Annotated in this window: 18 protein-coding genes; 9 read left to right on the top strand and 9 right to left on the bottom strand. The window is 60.7% G+C overall.

Annotated elements, in window-relative coordinates; translation table 11 throughout:
- Positions 1-312: 312 nt before the first annotated feature.
- The 3 genes from DK870_RS15790 (at position 313) to DK870_RS15780 (ending at position 2,344) form a co-directional block, all read left to right on the top strand.
- Positions 313-492 carry a hypothetical protein gene (locus DK870_RS15790; protein ID WP_003193095.1) on the top strand — a complete coding sequence of 60 codons (180 nt, stop codon included), beginning with the start codon at positions 313-315 and terminating at the stop codon, positions 490-492.
- Between the two features lie 197 nt (positions 493-689).
- Complete coding sequence (locus DK870_RS15785) at positions 690-1,412, top strand: TorF family putative porin (RefSeq protein ID WP_161549099.1); 723 nt, start codon at positions 690-692, stop codon at positions 1,410-1,412.
- Positions 1,413-1,477: 65 nt separating this feature from the next.
- Complete coding sequence (locus tag DK870_RS15780; RefSeq protein WP_161549098.1) at positions 1,478-2,344, top strand: DUF6279 family lipoprotein; 867 nt, start codon at positions 1,478-1,480, stop codon at positions 2,342-2,344.
- Here the strand turns inward: DK870_RS15780 and copD are convergent.
- From copD to DK870_RS15755, 5 genes are all read right to left on the bottom strand, one after another.
- The gene (gene copD, locus DK870_RS15775; protein ID WP_161549097.1) at positions 2,341-3,195 is read right to left on the bottom strand and encodes a copper homeostasis membrane protein CopD; all 855 of its coding nucleotides are present in this window, start codon (positions 3,193-3,195) and stop codon (positions 2,341-2,343) included. The two genes, DK870_RS15780 and copD, sit on opposite strands and share 4 nt — an antisense overlap.
- Positions 3,192-3,578 (bottom strand): copper homeostasis periplasmic binding protein CopC, encoded by a 387-nt coding sequence (copC, locus tag DK870_RS15770; RefSeq protein WP_161549096.1) that lies wholly within the window; start codon positions 3,576-3,578, stop codon positions 3,192-3,194. Before copC ends, copD begins: the two co-directional genes overlap by 4 nt.
- 49 nt (positions 3,579-3,627) lie before the next feature.
- On the bottom strand, positions 3,628-4,443 hold the full coding sequence (locus tag DK870_RS15765; RefSeq protein ID WP_161549164.1) for a copper resistance protein B: 816 nt from the start codon (positions 4,441-4,443) through the stop codon (positions 3,628-3,630).
- A gap of 10 nt (positions 4,444-4,453) precedes the next feature.
- A complete protein-coding gene (locus DK870_RS15760) occupies positions 4,454-6,160 on the bottom strand; it encodes a copper resistance system multicopper oxidase (RefSeq protein ID WP_161549095.1) in 1,707 nt (568 codons plus the stop codon).
- 124 nt (positions 6,161-6,284) lie between these two features.
- On the bottom strand, positions 6,285-6,674 hold the full coding sequence (locus DK870_RS15755) for a transcriptional regulator (RefSeq protein ID WP_104994471.1): 390 nt from the start codon (positions 6,672-6,674) through the stop codon (positions 6,285-6,287).
- 154 nt (positions 6,675-6,828) lie between these two features.
- Here DK870_RS15755 and DK870_RS15750 point away from each other — a divergent pair, with 154 nt between their 5' ends.
- A complete protein-coding gene (locus DK870_RS15750) occupies positions 6,829-7,104 on the top strand; it encodes a hypothetical protein (RefSeq protein ID WP_161549094.1) in 276 nt (91 codons plus the stop codon).
- Positions 7,105-7,153: 49 nt separating this feature from the next.
- Here DK870_RS15750 and DK870_RS15745 read toward each other — a convergent pair whose 3' ends face one another.
- Entirely contained in the window at positions 7,154-8,500 is a 1,347-nt protein-coding gene (locus DK870_RS15745; RefSeq protein WP_161549093.1) for a DEAD/DEAH box helicase, read from the bottom strand.
- A gap of 193 nt (positions 8,501-8,693) precedes the next feature.
- Here DK870_RS15745 and DK870_RS15740 point away from each other — a divergent pair, with 193 nt between their 5' ends.
- Complete coding sequence (locus tag DK870_RS15740) at positions 8,694-9,992, top strand: mechanosensitive ion channel family protein (RefSeq protein WP_060756125.1); 1,299 nt, start codon at positions 8,694-8,696, stop codon at positions 9,990-9,992.
- Here the strand turns inward: DK870_RS15740 and DK870_RS15735 are convergent.
- The 3 genes from DK870_RS15735 to DK870_RS15725 all read right to left on the bottom strand — a co-directional run bounded on the left by DK870_RS15735 (position 9,989) and on the right by DK870_RS15725 (position 12,128).
- Positions 9,989-10,858, bottom strand: coding sequence for a carboxylate/amino acid/amine transporter (locus DK870_RS15735; RefSeq protein WP_090369408.1), 870 nt, complete (start codon positions 10,856-10,858; stop codon positions 9,989-9,991). The genes DK870_RS15740 and DK870_RS15735 overlap by 4 nt on opposite strands.
- Positions 10,859-11,062: 204 nt before the next feature.
- A complete protein-coding gene (locus DK870_RS15730; RefSeq protein WP_060756127.1) occupies positions 11,063-11,662 on the bottom strand; it encodes an FMN-dependent NADH-azoreductase in 600 nt (199 codons plus the stop codon).
- A 151-nt stretch (positions 11,663-11,813) separates the two neighbouring features.
- Positions 11,814-12,128, bottom strand: a complete 315-nt coding sequence (locus tag DK870_RS15725) for a 3-phosphoglycerate kinase (protein ID WP_161549092.1) — start codon at positions 12,126-12,128, stop codon at positions 11,814-11,816.
- A gap of 48 nt (positions 12,129-12,176) precedes the next feature.
- Between DK870_RS15725 and DK870_RS15720 the strand changes: the two genes are divergently transcribed.
- The 4 genes from DK870_RS15720 (at position 12,177) to DK870_RS15705 (ending at position 16,400) form a co-directional block, all read left to right on the top strand.
- Entirely contained in the window at positions 12,177-13,100 is a 924-nt protein-coding gene (locus tag DK870_RS15720; RefSeq protein ID WP_060756129.1) for a LysR family transcriptional regulator, read from the top strand.
- A gap of 14 nt (positions 13,101-13,114) precedes the next feature.
- Positions 13,115-13,918 carry an alpha/beta fold hydrolase gene (locus DK870_RS15715; RefSeq protein ID WP_090369402.1) on the top strand — a complete coding sequence of 268 codons (804 nt, stop codon included), beginning with the start codon at positions 13,115-13,117 and terminating at the stop codon, positions 13,916-13,918.
- Between the two features lie 3 nt (positions 13,919-13,921).
- Positions 13,922-14,485 carry a peptidylprolyl isomerase gene (locus tag DK870_RS15710; RefSeq protein ID WP_161549091.1) on the top strand — a complete coding sequence of 188 codons (564 nt, stop codon included), beginning with the start codon at positions 13,922-13,924 and terminating at the stop codon, positions 14,483-14,485.
- Between the two features lie 82 nt (positions 14,486-14,567).
- A complete protein-coding gene (locus DK870_RS15705; protein WP_161549090.1) occupies positions 14,568-16,400 on the top strand; it encodes an ABC transporter ATP-binding protein in 1,833 nt (610 codons plus the stop codon).
- The last annotated feature ends 19 nt before the right edge of the window (positions 16,401-16,419 follow it).

Below are 16,419 nucleotides of genomic sequence, written 5' to 3'. Positions count from 1 at the left end.
TCATTACGTCGGCGGCATTCTACCCGAGTTGCGCCTACCACGCGCGTGCGCCTGAAAAATCGCGGGCTGGCACGGGCTTCCAGCGGCGACGCCCCGCTCGTCTGATCAAACGCCTGAGTTTTTCCAGGGATGCGAAGCGCCGTATGCCCCGTGGTTTCGAGTTAAAACAGTAAGTTAGGCGATTATTTGATAGATAGACTTCGGCTATTTTCCGCCGCGCCAGTTATTCCCAGGGGATATTTGCCAAGCAATTGTCAAGTATTTCCTGTACGATGCCTGGCCAAGTTAATTTTCTACAGGTTAGTGGCCGCCATGCGCGTAAAAGCATCCAACAGCAAAGCAAAGCCAGCTCCCGCCGTTGAAACCAGCGAATCGATCAACAGCCAGATTGCAGCGTTTCTCAAGTCCGGTGGCGAAATCCAGCAAATTGCCAAGGGCGTAAGCGGCCAGACTTTCGGCCCGTCCAAGCAGATCAGCCTGGGCAAGAAATAACACCTGTCTACCCATCTGGTCCCTAAGCGTCTTGCCTTCAAGGCGCTAGGACTGGAGCCCGAAACACCTTCTCCATATTTGTGCCAATCGACGAACGGGGCTCACCGCCTGGCATTCGCCGGTATGCTTGCACACGTCTAGCACGGGCACTTGCCCGATTTTTCCGTTACGGCTCCTCGCTTTTTATGGAGTGAAGCGTGCTCAAACCCTGCATTGTATTGATCAGCATCCTGGTGGCGAGCCCACTGGCCGAGGCGCAGATTTTCCAGCGCGAACTGGGCGACTTCGATCTGAAATTAGGCACCACCCCCAGCCGCAGCATGGCCCAAGGCCTGGTCAAACCCACCTCGCCAGGCAGTGACTCGTTCCACGGTGGCCTGGACCTGAGCCATGACAGCGGCCTGTATTTCGGCCAGTTCTCCCCCAGCATGGGCTTGTCCTCCAGCAAAAACTTCGAAGTCGATTCCTACATGGGCTTCAAACGCCCCTTCGACCAGACCCTGGGCTACGAAGTCGGATTGATCCACTACAGCCATCCCAAGCTCAGCCCGCTCGACAGCCAGGAGATCTATGGCGGCCTGAACCTGCTGGGCAATCGCTTCGGCGTGTCCTTGAGCAACGACCCGGACCGGCAGGACAGCACCCTGTTCGCCGACCTCGGCGGCACGCAGCCCTTCGGCATCGGCGTCAGCATGAAGTACACCACGCATCAGTTGGGCAGCCCGGTCTCAGTGGAGGGAGGCTCGATCAGCAGCTTCAACGATTGGTCGGTACAGTTCTCGCGCGAATGGAAAGGCATCGACCTGGACCTGATCTACAGCGGCTCCAGCCTCAGCGGCAGCGACTGCTCGGCATATTCCGGACACAACTCGCAATGCGATGGCCTGTTGACCTTGAAGGCTGCGCGGTCGTTTTATTAATCGGCTGAACTGTCGCGCCCGGCGTGGGTTCACATGCATGAACCCCACTGCGCAAGGACCTGCCCATGCTGCGTCGGCTCAAACTTCTGGTGATACTGCTGAGCCTGAGCCTGATACTGGCCGGCTGCAATCGCGTAGGCCTGGCCTACCGCAATCTCGATGTGATCATCCCCTGGACCCTCAGTGACTACCTGGAGATGAACGCCGGGCAGAAGAGCTGGTTCAACGACACACTCAAGCAACACCTGGCCTGGCACTGCACCACGCAATTGCCCGGCTACCTGGATTGGCTCGACCGCCTGCAACAGATGGTCGACGAAAACAAGGTCAGCGACGCCGCTCTGCAATCGCGTACCCTGGAGGCCAAGCAGGCGATCGCCGAGATTGCCCGGCAAATCACCCCGTCAGCGGTCGAGCTGTTACAAGGCCTGGATGATCAGCAAGTCAAGGACATGCAGGACGCCTTTGCCAAGGACCTGAAAAAACGCCAGGACGAATACCTCAAGCCACCGCTGGAGCGGCAGATCAAGGAGCGCGCCGAGCGTATGAGCAAACGCCTGGACGCCTGGATCGGCCCGTTGAGCACCAGCCAGCAGAACCGCGTGACAGCCTGGTCCATCGCATTGGGCCCGCAGAACCAAGCCTGGATCGACAACCGCGCGCGCTGGCAGGCGCAATTTATCGAGGCCCTGCAACAACGCCGCAACGCCGACTTCCCGCAGAAGATCGAGCAATTGCTGGTGAACCGCGAAAGCCTTTGGACCCCGCAGTACCGCACCGCCTATACACAAACAGAAGCGGCAGCGCGCAGCCTGATCGTCGACCTGATGGCCGAAAGCAGCGTGCAACAACGTCAGAAGCTCACCCAGAAAATCGACAAGGTGCGCGCCGATTTCCAAGCGCTCAAATGCCTGAAGAGCACGCAGCCCTAGGTCGGCGCCAGCGTCCCGAGCCAAGCCACCAACGCCAGGATCAACAGCACCGCCGCAAATTCCAGGGCGATGCTGCGGCGTAAGGCTGTACACGCGGCGGCGTGGTCGCCCTGCGCCAGCGAACGCTGGAGCAACGGCGTCAGATGGGAACGATTGAGCGCCGCCAGCCCCAGCATCAGGCCGAACAATCCCAACTTGAAACACAACAGGATCGCGTAGACGCCACCCGTGATGCCATCCAGGTTCGGCCCGACCACAAACAGATAGTTCGCCACGCCCGTGGCAATCAGCACCGCGACGAATGCCACACCCACGCGCTCGAAGCCCGCCAAGGTGTGTGCCAATACCTGCACCGCCGGCGCGGACCTGCGCATCAGCAATAAACCGAACGCCGCCAATGCCCCGACCCAGCCCGCCGCCGCCAACAGGTGCGCACTGTCACTGAGCAGATGCCATACCCCAAGCGCGCCCTCATGCATCACCCCATGCCCGGTCCACGCCAGAGTCACCAATGCCAGGCCCCCGAACCAAGTGGCCAAGCGGCTGCTGAGCACCAACCAGAACAGCGCAACAATCCGTAGCCACCAGCTCCAGCCCAGTTCGGTCTGCCAGAGCATCATCTGCAGGTGTGGCCACAGCGTCGACCAATCCTCGGCACCGCTCATGGCCTGGGTCATCGACAACAGCGACGCCACCGAAAGCAGCACCCCCAGGCTTGCCAACACCCGCAGCAACCACTTCAGATCCAGCGGCCGGCTATCGGCATACAGGCCAAACAGCCCCAGGCCAAACACCAGCATCAGGTCCAGATAAAGAGCAAAGCGCAGAACAACCGGAAGCAGTTCACTCATGGCTGGACGCTGAACACCACGTTGCCGAGGATCGGGTGGGTGTCGGACGACACGGCACGCCAGTCGACCCTATAGGTACCGGTCACCAGTGTAGAGGCCGGCTTGATCAGCATCACCTTGGGGTCGGCACTGGCCGCGACACTGGCTTTTACCGGCATCGGCGAATTCGGCATACCGGGCATATCGGTCATGGTCAGCTTGGCGCCGGAAAACTGCGTCAGCAGGTTCTCCGAAAAACGCAGCTCGATCACGGCCGGTGGCGCCCCCTTGGCCCCCTCAACCGGGGTCGACGACAACAGTTTCGGATGGGCCGAGGCCGCCTGGCTGGCGATCAGTCCCGCCCACAGCACAGCGCCCGCCAGGGTGGTTTTCAACATTGACATGCAAGGCTCCAGGCCGCTCGTGGCGGCGAGTTATAGAAAGAGTAAAGCGTCAGAACCACAGGCGTACGCCCACCACCCAGCGCACCTGACGGGTGTCTGCGCCTTCATCCCGTGCGTATTGCGCAGTCTGGCCGTAGCTGCGGCTCCAGGTGACACCCACGTAGGGCGCCCATTCGCGGCGGACTTCATAACGCAGCCTCAAGCCCAGCTCGCTCTGCGCAAGGCCAGAACCGATGCCGCGCTGCGGATCGTTACGGCCATAGAAATTGAGTTCGGCGGTGGGCTGCAGGATCAGCCGGTTGGTCAGCAGGAGGTCGTAGTCGCCTTCCAATCGGGCTGCGGTACGCCCCGCCTCGCCGACAAACACCGTGGCTTCAGCTTCAAAGTTGTACAGCGCCATGCCCTGTGTACCAAAAGCTGCCCAGGTTTGCCCGTCCCCCGGCTTGAAGTCCTGGCGCACACCGCCCACCAGATCCCACCATGGGCTGATGGCATGCCCCCACAGCACCTGGGCTTCCGCGCTTTCAGTACGACCGGCACTGCGCTCGCCTTCACTGCGCAACCACAGGCGGTCGATGTCGCCACCGACCCAACCCTTGATATCCCAGTTCAGCGCACCCTCGCCGTCGCCGTCTTGCCATTCCAACTGGTTGATCAGCAACAGTGAGTTGATCGCACTGTCGTGAACCTTGTGCCCACCGGGAGCGTTGTACACCGCGGCGCGATCAGCGTCGGTCAAGGTCGGGATCGGCGTGCGGCTCTCGCTGAGCGCGGGTGTCGCCGGGCTCATGCCTTGAAACTCATCCGCCAGGGCCAGCGGGCTGAACGCCAACCCGATGAATGCCCATAAAACACGCCGGCTCATGCTCGCTTGCTCATTCATGTACGCGCACCTCGCGGAACATGCCCATCTCCATGTGGTACAGCAGATGGCAGTGATAGGCCCATCGCCCCAGCGCATCAGCGGTTACGCGGTAGCTGCGCCGGGAACCCGGCGGCATGTCGACGGTATGTTTGCGTACCTGGAACTGGCCGTTTTCGTCTTCCAGGTCACTCCACAGGCCATGCAGGTGAATGGGATGGCTCATCATGGTGTCGTTGACCAACACCAATCGGACCCGCTCGCCATAAGTCAATTGCAAAGGCTCGGCATCGGAAAACTTCACCCCATTGAACGACCAGGCGAACTTCTCCATATGCCCGGTGAGGTGTAACTCAAGGGTGCGGCTGGGGTCGCGGCCGTCAGGATCCTCGAAGGTACTGCGCAGGTCGGCGTAAGTCAGAACACGCCGGCCGTTGTTACGCAGGCCGATGCCGGGGTCGTCGAGCCTGGGGACCGGGTTCATGGCTTGCATATCTACCAACGGGTTGTCCTGCTCGCTGGCGGGGTGGGCCTGCATCGGCATCGCACTGTGGTCCATGCCTTCCATACCCGGCATATCCGCCATGGCACCGTGATCCATACCGCCCATGCCCATATCACCCATGGTGATCCAGGGGCGCGGATCCAACTCCGGGACTGAGGCAATCGCCCCGGGCTGACAAGCCAGGGTGCCGCGGGCGTAGCCGCTGCGGTCCATCGATTGGGCAAACAGCGTATAGGCTGGCGCCGTCGGCTCGACCAGCACGTCGAAAGTCTCCGCCACGGCAATGCGGAACTCGTCGACACTCACCGGCTGCACCGGCTGGCCATCAGCGGCAATCACGGTCATCTTCAGCCCCGGGATGCGCACGTCGAAATAGCTCATCGCCGATCCGTTGATAAAGCGCAGCCGAATCGTTTCCCCCGCCTGAAACACGCCAGTCCAATTGCGTCCGGGAGGCTGGCCGTTGAGCAGATAGGTGTAGGTCTGGCCACTGACGTCGGCCAGGTCCGTAGGGTTCATCTTCATCTGTGCCCACATCAAGCGATCGTCGACGGTCGCTGACCAGCCCTGCTTACCCACATCCCGTACAAAATCGCCCACGGTCGGCTTGTGCCGGTTGTAGTAATCCGACTGTTTCTTGAGGGTTTTCATCAGCGCAACGGGGTCTTCATCGGTCCAGTCCGACAGCATCACTACGTAATCGCGCTGGTAGCTGAACGTCTCGGGCACCTTGGGATCGATCACCAGCGGGCCATACACCCCCCTTTGCTCCTGGAATCCGGAATGACTGTGGTACCAGTACGTGCCGTGCTGCTTGACCGTGAACCGATAGACAAACACGCCACCCGGTTCGATGCCCTGAAAGCTCAGGCCCGGTACACCATCCATGTTCGACGGCAGGAGAATGCCGTGCCAGTGGATCGACGTCGGCTCAGCCAGGCGGTTTTTCACGCGCAGGGTCACGGTATCGCCCTCGCGCCAGCGCAACAGCGGGCCGGGCAGGCTGCCGTTGATCGTCAGCGCGGTGCGGTCGCGGCCTGTGAGGTTGACCGGGGACTGATCGATAAACAGATCAAATTGCGTGCCCGCGAGCACGCTGGGCTGGCCGGGGCTGGCCAACGCCCAGACCGGGGTGCGCCAGAGCCCGAGGCCGCCCAGCAAGCCGCTGGCGGCCAAGCCTTTGACGAATGTTCGTCGGGTGGTTTTGGAGTGCATGCCAATTCAATTCCATACGTTGAATGGCAGCAGATTAGGCACGCACGGCTGTCAGCCACCTTAGCGGCAGATTACCGATCTGACAGTTTCGCCCGACACCCCACATCGGCGCGGGCGTTGGGCATCAGGCGATCTGGGCCTTGGACGCAACGGTGGCAAAGGTTGCCGGGTCCAGTGCATCAGGCTGCTCGTCGAGTACCTGGCGCGGGTGGTCATTGCCCGGGATCGAACTGTCGATCAACGCCAGCAACTGCGCACCGAGCGCGGTCAGGATGAAGTTCTCGCCATTGCCGCCCTCTTCCTCCGGGCGCGACTCAATAAAACCACGCTTGAACAGCAGTGCTTCGTAATCCGCGGCGGTCTTTTTCAGCGCATCCAGATTGCCGGTAGGCTCACCCGCCGTAGCCTTCTCGGCCGCCTCCTGCTCGGCGTATTTGCGTGGGGCGAAGCTACCTTCGCCGTTCTGTACTTCATGCAGCAGACGTTCGATCAGATCCCAGTTGTAAGTCGTCATCCTGATTCCTCCCGCAGGCCGATGGAAAGTAGCCCGTCAAAAGGTGTGACAGGCCACGTCAGCGGCCGTTCAGCTGAGTAGACAGGCGTCATTTCTATGAACTTTCCACGCCCCCGTCACCTCCACTGAACATCACTGCCAAGGAGGTCCGACCATGAATGCCCTGATGAAACTGGCGATTGCCGCCACGCTGCTGTCCGCCCTGCCCGCCTGGGCCTGCACTCCCGAAGAGGCCACCGCCAAGCGCGAACAACTGGCCCGGGAAGTCACCCAGCTGACACAGCAAAACCCGGCCAAGGCCGAGCAAATCAACGCCGAGCTGAAGAAAATGGACGTGGACACCACCGCGGCCGACTTGCCCGACAAGTGCCAACTGATCGATCAACGCCTCAAGGATCTGGAAGAGGCCGCCGCCAAGAGCAAAAACTGAGGCCATAAAAAAACCGGACAATGTCCGGTTTTTTCACTTCACCCCTGCCTTACTCGGCAGCTGGCGCTTCTGGCTTGCGGCGCTTGAGCGGGGCCATGCCGTCCTTGCTGACGAGCGACAGGTTGTCGGTCTTCGGCCGGTTGGCGATCCTGCGCTTGGTCGGCGACTTGGCGCCGGTCTTCTTCTTGTCGCCCTTGGCGTCGGTTTTTTTCTTCTTCACACCGACAGCCTTGCCCGACGCCTTGACCTTCTTCGGACCGGTGTAGGTGCCTTTGACTTCCTTGATGGTACGACGCTCGAACGACTGCTTCAGGTAGCGCTCAATGCTCGACATCAGGTTCCAGTCGCCGTGGCAGATCAGCGAGATCGCCAAGCCATCGTTACCGGCACGCCCGGTACGGCCGATACGGTGCACGTATTCGTCGCCGCTGCGGGGCATGTCGAAGTTGATCACCAGGTCCAGGCCGTCGACATCCAGGCCACGGGCGGCAACGTCGGTGGCCACGAGGATTTTCACGCCGCCGGCCTTGAGACGGTCGATGGCCAGTTTGCGGTCCTTCTGGTCTTTCTCGCCGTGCAGCACGAACGCCTTGTATTCCTGGGCCACCAGGCGGCCATAGATACGGTCGGCGGCAGCACGGGTGTTGGTGAACACGATGGCCTTCTGATAGGTCTCGTTGGCCAGCAGCCAGGTGAGGATCTGCTCTTTGTGCACATTGTGGTCGGCGGTGACGATCTGCTGACGCGTGGTCGCGTTCAGGTCGCTGACGTTGTTGACCTGCAGGTGCTCAGGGTTTTTCAACACCTGGGCGACCATGTCGCGCAGGGTCGAGCCACCGGTGGTGGCGGAGAACAGCATGGTCTGCTGGCGATTGACGCACTCGCCCACCAGGCGCTGCACATCATCGGCAAAGCCCATGTCGAGCATGCGGTCGGCTTCGTCGAGCACCAGCACTTCGACTTCCTTGAGGTCGAGGTTGCCGGCGTTGAGTTGTTCGATCATGCGGCCTGGGGTGCCGATCAGGATGTCCGGCACCTTGCGCAGCATGGCGGCCTGGACCTTGAAGTCTTCGCCGCCGGTAATGATGCCGGACTTGATGAAGGTGAATTGCGAGAAACGTTCCACTTCCTTCAAGGTCTGCTGGGCCAGCTCACGGGTCGGCAGCAGGATCAGGGTCTTGATACTGACGCGAACTTTGGCCGGGCCGATCAGGCGGTTCAGTACCGGCAGGACGAAAGCGGCGGTCTTGCCGCTGCCGGTTTGAGCCGTCACCCGCAGGTCACGCCCTTCGAGCGCGAGCGGGATGGCCGCTGCTTGCACCGGCGTAGGCTCGACAAATTTAAGCTCGGCCACGGCTTTGAGCAGGCGTTCGTGCAGGGCGAATTGGGAAAACACGGGTGCTACCTCGAAGAAATACAAAATATCAGCTGCATAGGGTAACGGTTTCGGGCGCCCAAACCGAGTTTCTTTACGCGAACGGGGCTAATCAGCTGCTTTTTTGTTAGAGCTTTTGTCCATAAAGCCAACATTGTCGCCGTTAAATGCTCTAATCGGCCCCGTCTTGCATTTAGAGGAATCGGTTTTACCCATGGATATCAAACAGCTCTGGCTCAACGTCCAAGGCCTCTGGGGCACCCTCGACGAACATCCGATGCTGCACGCCGGCCTCGGTCTGCTGGTGTTGCTGGTAGCCGCCTTGCTGGTCGGGCGGGTCGCGCGCTACCTCATCCTGCACGCGGTCAAAATGCTCGGGCGCCAGCCGGCACTGCATTGGCTCAACGACTTTCGCCATAACAAAGTCTTCCACCGCCTGGCACAGATGACGCCGTCACTGGTGGTCCAGTTCGGCCTGTATCTGGTGCCGGACCTGAGCAAGACCGCCGCCCTGTTTATCGGCAACGTGGCGCTGGCGTTCACCATCCTGTTCATGACGCTGGCCGTGAGCGCCCTGCTCAACGCCCTGCTGGACATCTACGCCCGTACCGAACATGCGCGCACCCGCTCGATCAAGGGTTATGTGCAATTGGCGAAGATGGTGCTGTTCGTATTTGCCGCGATCATCATCGTCGCCACACTGATCGACCGTTCACCGCTGTTGCTGCTGTCCGGGCTTGGCGCCATGTCGGCGGTGATTCTGTTGGTGTACAAGGACACCCTGCTGTCGTTCGTCGCCAGCGTGCAACTGACCAGCAACGACATGCTGAGGGTCGGCGACTGGATCGAAATGCCTCAAGTAGGCGCCGATGGTGATGTGGTGGATATCACCCTGCACACGGTCAAGGTGCAGAATTTCGACAAGACCATCGTCTCGATCCCCACCTGGCGATTGATGTCCGAGTCGTTCAAGAACTGGCGTGGCATGCAGGCCTCCGGTGGCCGTCGCATCAAGCGCAGCCTGTACATCGACGCCAGCGGTGTGCGCTTCCTGCGTGACGATGAAGAAGTGCGCATGACCCAGGTGCATCTGCTCACCGACTACATCAGCCGCAAGCAGGCCGAACTCAAAGCCTGGAACGAAGCCCAGGGGCACAGTGCGCAGCTGTCGGCCAACCGCCGCCGCATGACCAACCTCGGCACCTTCCGTGCCTATGCGCTGGCGTACCTGAAAAGCCATCCGGAGATCCAGCCGAACATGACCTGCATGGTGCGCCAGATGCAAACCACCGCCCAGGGCGTGCCGCTGGAGATCTACTGCTTCACGCGCACCACGGCGTGGGCGGATTACGAGCGCATCCAGGGCGATATCTTCGATTACTTGCTGGCGGTATTGCCGGAGTTCGGCCTGAGCCTGTATCAGCAGCCGAGTGGTAATGATCTACGGGCGGGGGTGTTGCCGGCGGTGTTGGGGGCCAGCCATTTACCAGCCCCTGAGAGTCGCGCCGGCTAAGCCACGCGACGATGGGGGGCCTTGGCGCCCAACCGGCTGATCCACACCGCCCCCAGAATCACCAAGCCGCCCAGCGCCAAGCGGCCCAGCGGTTCGTGCTGGTTCCAGATCAGCAGGTTGAGCAGCAGGCCCACCGGCACATGCAGGTTATTCACCACCGCCAGGGTGCCGCCATTGACCAGGCAGGCGCCCTTGTTCCACCAGTACATGCCCAGCGCGGTGCTGACCAAGCCGAGAAATAACAGCACGCCCCACTGCAGCGGCGCTTCGGGCAGGAAGTTGGCCTTGCCGAACAGCAAGAACGCCGGCAACACCACCAGCAGCGCACCCAGGTAGAAATAACCGAAGCGCCGATAATGCGGCTGATCACTCGGGTAGCGCGCCACCAGATGCTTGTACATCACCTGCCCGGCGGCATAGGTGAAGTTGGCCAGCTGGAGCAGCAAGAAACCCATGAAGAAATTCGGTGTGATCTGATCGAAACGGATCACCGCTGCGCCGCCCACCGCCACCAATGCGGCAATCAGCGCCCAGGGATTGAAGCGCCGGTTGAGGGCGTCTTCGATCAGGGTCACGTGCAACGGCGTGAGGATGGTGAACAGCAGCACCTCAGGCACCGTAAGCACGCGAAAGCTCAGGTACAGGCACACGTACGTGACGCCGAACTGCAATGCGCCGATGACCAGCATGCCGCGCATGAACGCGGGTTCCACCGAGCGCCAGCGGGTCAGCGGGATGAAGACCAGCCCGGCCAACAGCACGCGCACCAGCACGGCGAAGTAACTGTCGACGTGGCCGGCGAGGTATTCGCCGATCAAGCTGAAGGAAAATGCCTGAATCAGAGTGACAACCAGTAGATAACCCATGCGCGCCTCGTTTCGAATGGGCGGGACATTAAAGGTTTTCGGCGCGGCACGAAACTCACGGCAAAAAAAAGCCCGACCTCGCTATAGCGGCAGTCGGGCAGGAGCACTCAGGAGCAAAAAGTGCAAAGGGAGGTTCGATACGCGTACTTGAAGGGTTGGCGTGGAGCTAGATAAACACCGCGCGATTATCTGACGATTAACGGATCAAGCGACCTGGGCCAGCAACGCCTTGGCGTGGTTGATGCCTTTTTCCTGGAAGTCACCGCTCAGGTTCACCCCTTCAGCGTGAATGAACGTCACGTCGTGAATCCCGATGAAAGCCATGACCTGGCGCAAATACGGTTCCTGGTGATCAGACGTCGCGCCGGTATGAATGCCGCCCCGCGCAGTGAGCACGATGGCACGTTTACCCGTCAGCAAGCCCTGGGGCCCGGTGGCGGTGTACTTGAAGGTCACACCGGCGCGCAACACGTGGTCCAGCCAGGCTTTGAGCGTACTGGGGATAGCGAAGTTGTACATCGGCGCAGCCATCACCAGCACATCGGCGGCGAGCAATTCGTCGGTCAATTCGTTGGAGCGGTCCAGGGACGCCTGTTCGATGGCGCTGCGTTGCTCGACCGGCTTCATCCAGCCGCCCAGCAGATTGGCGTCCAGGTGCGGAACCGGGTTGAGCGCCACGTCTCGCACGCTGATCTGATCCGCCGGATGCGCGGCTTGCCATTGGCTGATGAATTGCTGAGTCAGTTGGCGGGAAATCGAATCCTGCTGGCGGGCACTGCTTTCGATGATCAGAACATTGGACATGGCTATGTAGGCTCCATCTGTACTTGCTGTAAGTCGATGGAGAAAAGATTAAACAACGCCCATTCGATAAAAAAGCGCAAAAAACTGCTATAACCCATCTAGAAATTTGTTAATAAGCGGAGTATTGCTAAGCGCAGGCTCCGCTGTCGCCTCATTTGGGAGCGCAGGCCAGGGCGATACGCATTTTGATAATGGCGCGGTTGAACTTGACCGTCGTGTTGGTGCTTTTACCCGCCAGCACCGTAACCGTACGACGACGTGGAGATTCCGGGCCGTTGGTAAAGGTTACCGAACAGACGGCGTCATTCGTGCCGTAGTTATTCAACTGGATCGAACTGATGTCGCCGTCCACGTCGGACGCGGTGTAATCAATGCTCACACCGTCGATCTTTTTAGTCACGTCGATCGGGTAGGCAAACGCGCTCATCGGCAACAGCGCCAGCCACACACAACAGAATTTTCTCATTCGGCAGTCTCCATAAAGGCTGCCAGCTTAGGACAAGAGGAGCTCATCTTGAAAGCGCCCCGCGTTACCCTCGATCAATGGCGCACGCTGCAAGCCGTGGTCGACCATGGTGGCTTCGCCCAGGCGGCTGAAGCGCTGCACCGTTCGCAGTCCTCGGTGAGCTACACCGTGGCGCGTATGCAAGATCAACTCGGGGTGCCATTGCTGCGCATCGACGGGCGCAAGGCAGTGCTCACCGACGCCGGTGAGGTGCTGTTGCGCCGCTCGCGGCAACTGGTGAAAAACGCCAGCCAGCTGGAAGACCTCGCCCACCATATGGAACAAGGCTGGGAAGCGGAAGTGCGCTTGGTGGTCGATGCGGCTTACCCCAATGCGCGTCTGGTGCGCGCCCTCTCCGCCTTTATGCCGCAGAGCCGCGGTTGCCGCGTGCGCCTGCGCGAGGAGGTGCTGTCGGGTGTTGAAGAACTGCTGATTGAAGGCGTGGCCGACCTGGCGATTTGCGGCTTCAGCATCCCCGGTTACCTGGGCACGGAAATGAGCGATGTGGAGTTTGTAGCCGTGGCCCATCCCGAGCACACGCTGCACCGCATGAACCGCGAACTGAGCTTCCAGGACCTGGAAAGCCAGATGCAGGTGGTGATCCGCGATTCCGGACGGCAGCAGCCGCGGGATGTCGGCTGGCTCGGTGCCGAACAGCGCTGGACCGTCGGCAGCCTGTCCACTGCCGCCACGTTCGTCAGCAGCGGCCTGGGCTTCGCCTGGCTGCCCCGACACCTGATCGAACGTGAACTCAGGGACGGCCTGCTCAAGCAGCTTCCCTTGGAAAAAGGCGGCAGCCGCAACCCCACGTTCTACCTTTACTCAAACAAGGACAAACCCCTGGGGCCGGCCACGCAGATCCTCGTGGAACTGCTGCGCACCTTTGACACGGCCCCTCTGGATGCGCCTTTCGCCGCCCCACGACAAGCCTGAAACGGAGTTTATGCATGCCCTGGTTCGACCACGAAGGCTGCAGCCTGCACTACGAGGAATATGGTCACGGCGCACCGCTGATCCTGATCCACGGCCTGGGCTCCAGCAGCCAGGACTGGGAATTGCAGGTCCCAGTGCTGGCCAGACATTACCGCCTGATCGTGGTGGATGTACGCGGTCACGGGCGTTCCGACAAACCCCGTGAGCGCTATAGCATCGCAGGCTTCACCTTTGACCTGATCGCCCTGATCGAACACCTGGACCTGCCACCCGCTCATGTGGTCGGCTTGTCCATGGGCGGTATGATTGCCTTCCAGCTGGCAGTGGACGAACCCGGCCGGGTCAGGAGCCTGTGCATCGTCAACAGCGCACCCGAGGTCAAGGTGCGCAGTGTCGATGATTACTGGCAATGGGCCAAACGCTGGAGCCTGGCGCGCCTGCTCAGCCTTGCGACCATCGGCAAGGCGCTCGGCGACCGGCTGTTCCCCAAACCGCACCAGGCCGACCTGCGCCGCAAGATGGCCGAGCGCTGGGCAAAAAATGACAAACGTGCTTATCTCGCCAGCTTCGACGCGATTGTGGGCTGGGGCGTACAGGAACAACTTTCCAGGATTACCTGTCCAACCCTGGTCATCAGCGCCGACCACGACTACACCCCCGTGGCGCATAAAGAAAACTATGTAAAACTGCTGCCCGATGCGCGTCTGGTGGTGATCGAGGATTCCCGCCATGCCACGCCGTTGGACCAACCCGAAGTCTTTAACGCGACCTTGCTCGATTTTCTGAAGACTGTCGAAACCACTACCCAGGATCACTGACCCATGTTGAAAAAAATCGCCTTCTTTACCGGCTCCGTTCTGTTCGCAGCCAACCTGATGGCCGCCGAACCCGCCAAGGCGCCTCACGTGCTGATCGATACCACCAACGGCCAGATCGAGATCGAACTGGACCCGGTCAAGGCGCCGATCAGCACCAAGAATTTCCTGGCCTACGTCGATAAAGGTTTCTACACCAACACGATTTTCCACCGTGTGATCCCGGGCTTCATGGTCCAGGGCGGCGGGTTCACCGCGCAGTTGTCGCAGAAGCCCACCGACGCACCGATCAAGAACGAAGCCAGCAATGGCCTGCATAACGTACGCGGCACCTTGTCCATGGCGCGTACCAATGACCCGAACTCGGCCACCAGCCAATTCTTCATCAACGTGGCCGACAATGCCTTCCTCGACCCGGGTCGTGACGCCGGTTATGCCGTGTTCGCCAAAGTCGTCAAGGGCATGGACGTCGTCGACATCATCGTCAACTCCCAGACCACCACCAAGCAAGGCATGCAGAACGTGCCAATCGATCCTGTCGTGATCAAGTCGGCCAAGCGCATCGACTGAGGCCGGCAGGCCGCTTCGCGCGCGGCCCACAAGGCCGCGCGTACCTTTGAAAGGAGAGCCCGCACGGCGGGCGTCAAACTTAATGCTCTATCGTCGCTTTGAACAACTGATCGATATCTTCCGCGACGCACCCAGCGCGGCCCCTCCCGATAAAGTCCTGCCCTTCTACCTCTACTACCTGCGCCAGGTGTGGCCGCATTTCGTCGCCTTGCTGGTGGTGGGCCTGATCGGTGCGCTGATTGAAGTCGCGCTGTTCAGCTACCTGAGCCGCATCATCGACCTGGCCCAAGGCACGCCACCTGCCAACTTCTTCCAGATGCACAGCGCCGAGCTGATCTGGATGGCCGTGGTCGCGCTGCTGCTGCGCCCGATTTTCGGCGCCTTGCATGACCTGCTGGTACACCAGACCATCAGCCCGGGCATGACCAGCCTGATCCGTTGGCAGAACCACAGCTACGTGCTCAAGCAGAGCTTGAACTTCTTCCAGAACGACTTCGCGGGGCGCATCGCCCAGCGCATCATGCAAACCGGCAACTCCCTGCGCGACTCCGCCGTGGCGGCGGTAGATGCGATCTGGCACGTAGCGATCTACGCCATCAGCTCCCTGGTGCTGTTTGCCGAGGCTGATTGGCGCCTGATGATCCCGCTTGTGACCTGGATCGTCTGCTACAGCCTGGCGCTGCGCTATTTCGTGCCGCGGGTGAAGGAGCGTTCGGTGATTTCCTCCGAGGCGCGCTCCAAACTGATGGGCCGTATCGTCGACGGCTACACCAACATCACCACCTTGAAGCTGTTTGCGCACACCCATTTCGAACAGGAATATGCCAAGGAAGCGATCATCGAGCAGACCGAAAAGACCCAGCTGGCCAGCCGTGTGGTGACCAGCATGGACGTGGTGATCACCACCATGAACGGCCTGTTGATCGTCACCACCACCGGCCTGGCCCTGTGGTTGTGGACCCAGTCGCTGATTTCCGTGGGCGCAATTGCGTTGGCGACCGGCCTGGTGATTCGCATCGTCAACATGTCCGGCTGGATCATGTGGGTGGTCAATGGCATTTTCGAAAACATCGGCATGGTGCAGGACGGCCTGAAAACCATCGCCCAACCGCTGGCGGTGACCGACCGCGACAACGCTCCACGCCTGAGCGTGCCCCGTGGTGAAGTGCGCTTTGAGCAGGTGGATTTTCACTACGGTAAAAAGAGCGGGATCATTGGCGGCCTGGACCTGAACATCCAGGCCGGGGAAAAAATCGGCTTGATCGGCCCCTCGGGCGCCGGCAAGTCGACCCTGGTCAACTTGCTGCTGCGCCTTTATGACCTGCAAGGCGGGCGCATCCTGATCGATGGCCAGAACATAGCCGAGGTGGCCCAGGAAACCCTGCGCGAACAGATCGGCATGATCACCCAGGACACCTCGCTGCTGCACCGCTCGATCCGCGACAACCTGCTGTATGGCAAGCCGGATGCTACCGATGAAGAGCTCTGGGCCGCCGTGCACAAGGCCCGCGCCGATGAGTTCATCCCATTGCTGTCGGATGCCGAAGGCCGCACCGGGCTGGACGCGCATGTGGGGGAACGCGGCGTGAAGCTGTCCGGCGGGCAGCGTCAACGCATTGCGATTGCCCGCGTGCTGCTTAAAGACGCGCCGATTCTGATCATGGATGAAGCGACTTCGGCACTGGACTCGGAAGTCGAGGCGGCGATTCAGGAAAGCCTGGAAACCCTGATGCAGGGCAAGACGGTGATTGCGATTGCGCACCGGCTGTCGACTATTGCGCGAATGGACAGGTTGGTGGTGCTGGAGAAAGGCCGGATTGCCGAAAGTGGCAGCCATGCCCAATTGCTGGCCCATGGCGGATTGTATGCACGTTTGTGGCAGCACCAGACAGGGGGTTTTGTAGGCATCGACTGACCCCGACGGGTCATGGCTG

It is taken from the genome of Pseudomonas sp. Q1 (assembly GCF_009935975.1).
Classification (GTDB): Bacteria; Pseudomonadota; Gammaproteobacteria; order Pseudomonadales; family Pseudomonadaceae; genus Aquipseudomonas; species Aquipseudomonas palleroniana.
Note: the sequence above shows the minus strand (reverse complement) of the source record. Positions and strands in the feature narration are given on the sequence as shown.

Bases quoted from the DNA above. Each gene is read 5' to 3' on its own strand.
- DK870_RS15740 (WP_060756125.1), top strand. From the start codon at position 8,694: ATGGATATCAAACAGCTCTGGCTCAACGTCCAAGGCCTCTGGGGCACC.
- DK870_RS15725 (WP_161549092.1), bottom strand. From the start codon at position 12,128: ATGAGAAAATTCTGTTGTGTGTGGCTGGCGCTGTTGCCGATGAGCGCG.
- DK870_RS15760 (WP_161549095.1), bottom strand. From the start codon at position 6,160: ATGCACTCCAAAACCACCCGACGAACATTCGTCAAAGGCTTGGCCGCC.
- DK870_RS15750 (WP_161549094.1), top strand. From the start codon at position 6,829: ATGAATGCCCTGATGAAACTGGCGATTGCCGCCACGCTGCTGTCCGCC.
- DK870_RS15715 (WP_090369402.1), top strand. From the start codon at position 13,115: ATGCCCTGGTTCGACCACGAAGGCTGCAGCCTGCACTACGAGGAATAT.
- DK870_RS15730 (WP_060756127.1), bottom strand. From the start codon at position 11,662: ATGTCCAATGTTCTGATCATCGAAAGCAGTGCCCGCCAGCAGGATTCG.
- DK870_RS15765 (WP_161549164.1), bottom strand. From the start codon at position 4,443: ATGAGCCGGCGTGTTTTATGGGCATTCATCGGGTTGGCGTTCAGCCCG.
- copD (WP_161549097.1), bottom strand. From the start codon at position 3,195: ATGAGTGAACTGCTTCCGGTTGTTCTGCGCTTTGCTCTTTATCTGGAC.
- DK870_RS15705 (WP_161549090.1), top strand. From the start codon at position 14,568: ATGCTCTATCGTCGCTTTGAACAACTGATCGATATCTTCCGCGACGCA.
- DK870_RS15790 (WP_003193095.1), top strand. From the start codon at position 313: ATGCGCGTAAAAGCATCCAACAGCAAAGCAAAGCCAGCTCCCGCCGTT.
- DK870_RS15780 (WP_161549098.1), top strand. From the start codon at position 1,478: ATGCTGCGTCGGCTCAAACTTCTGGTGATACTGCTGAGCCTGAGCCTG.
- copC (WP_161549096.1), bottom strand. From the start codon at position 3,578: ATGTCAATGTTGAAAACCACCCTGGCGGGCGCTGTGCTGTGGGCGGGA.
- DK870_RS15755 (WP_104994471.1), bottom strand. From the start codon at position 6,674: ATGACGACTTACAACTGGGATCTGATCGAACGTCTGCTGCATGAAGTA.
- DK870_RS15735 (WP_090369408.1), bottom strand. From the start codon at position 10,858: ATGGGTTATCTACTGGTTGTCACTCTGATTCAGGCATTTTCCTTCAGC.
- DK870_RS15710 (WP_161549091.1), top strand. From the start codon at position 13,922: ATGTTGAAAAAAATCGCCTTCTTTACCGGCTCCGTTCTGTTCGCAGCC.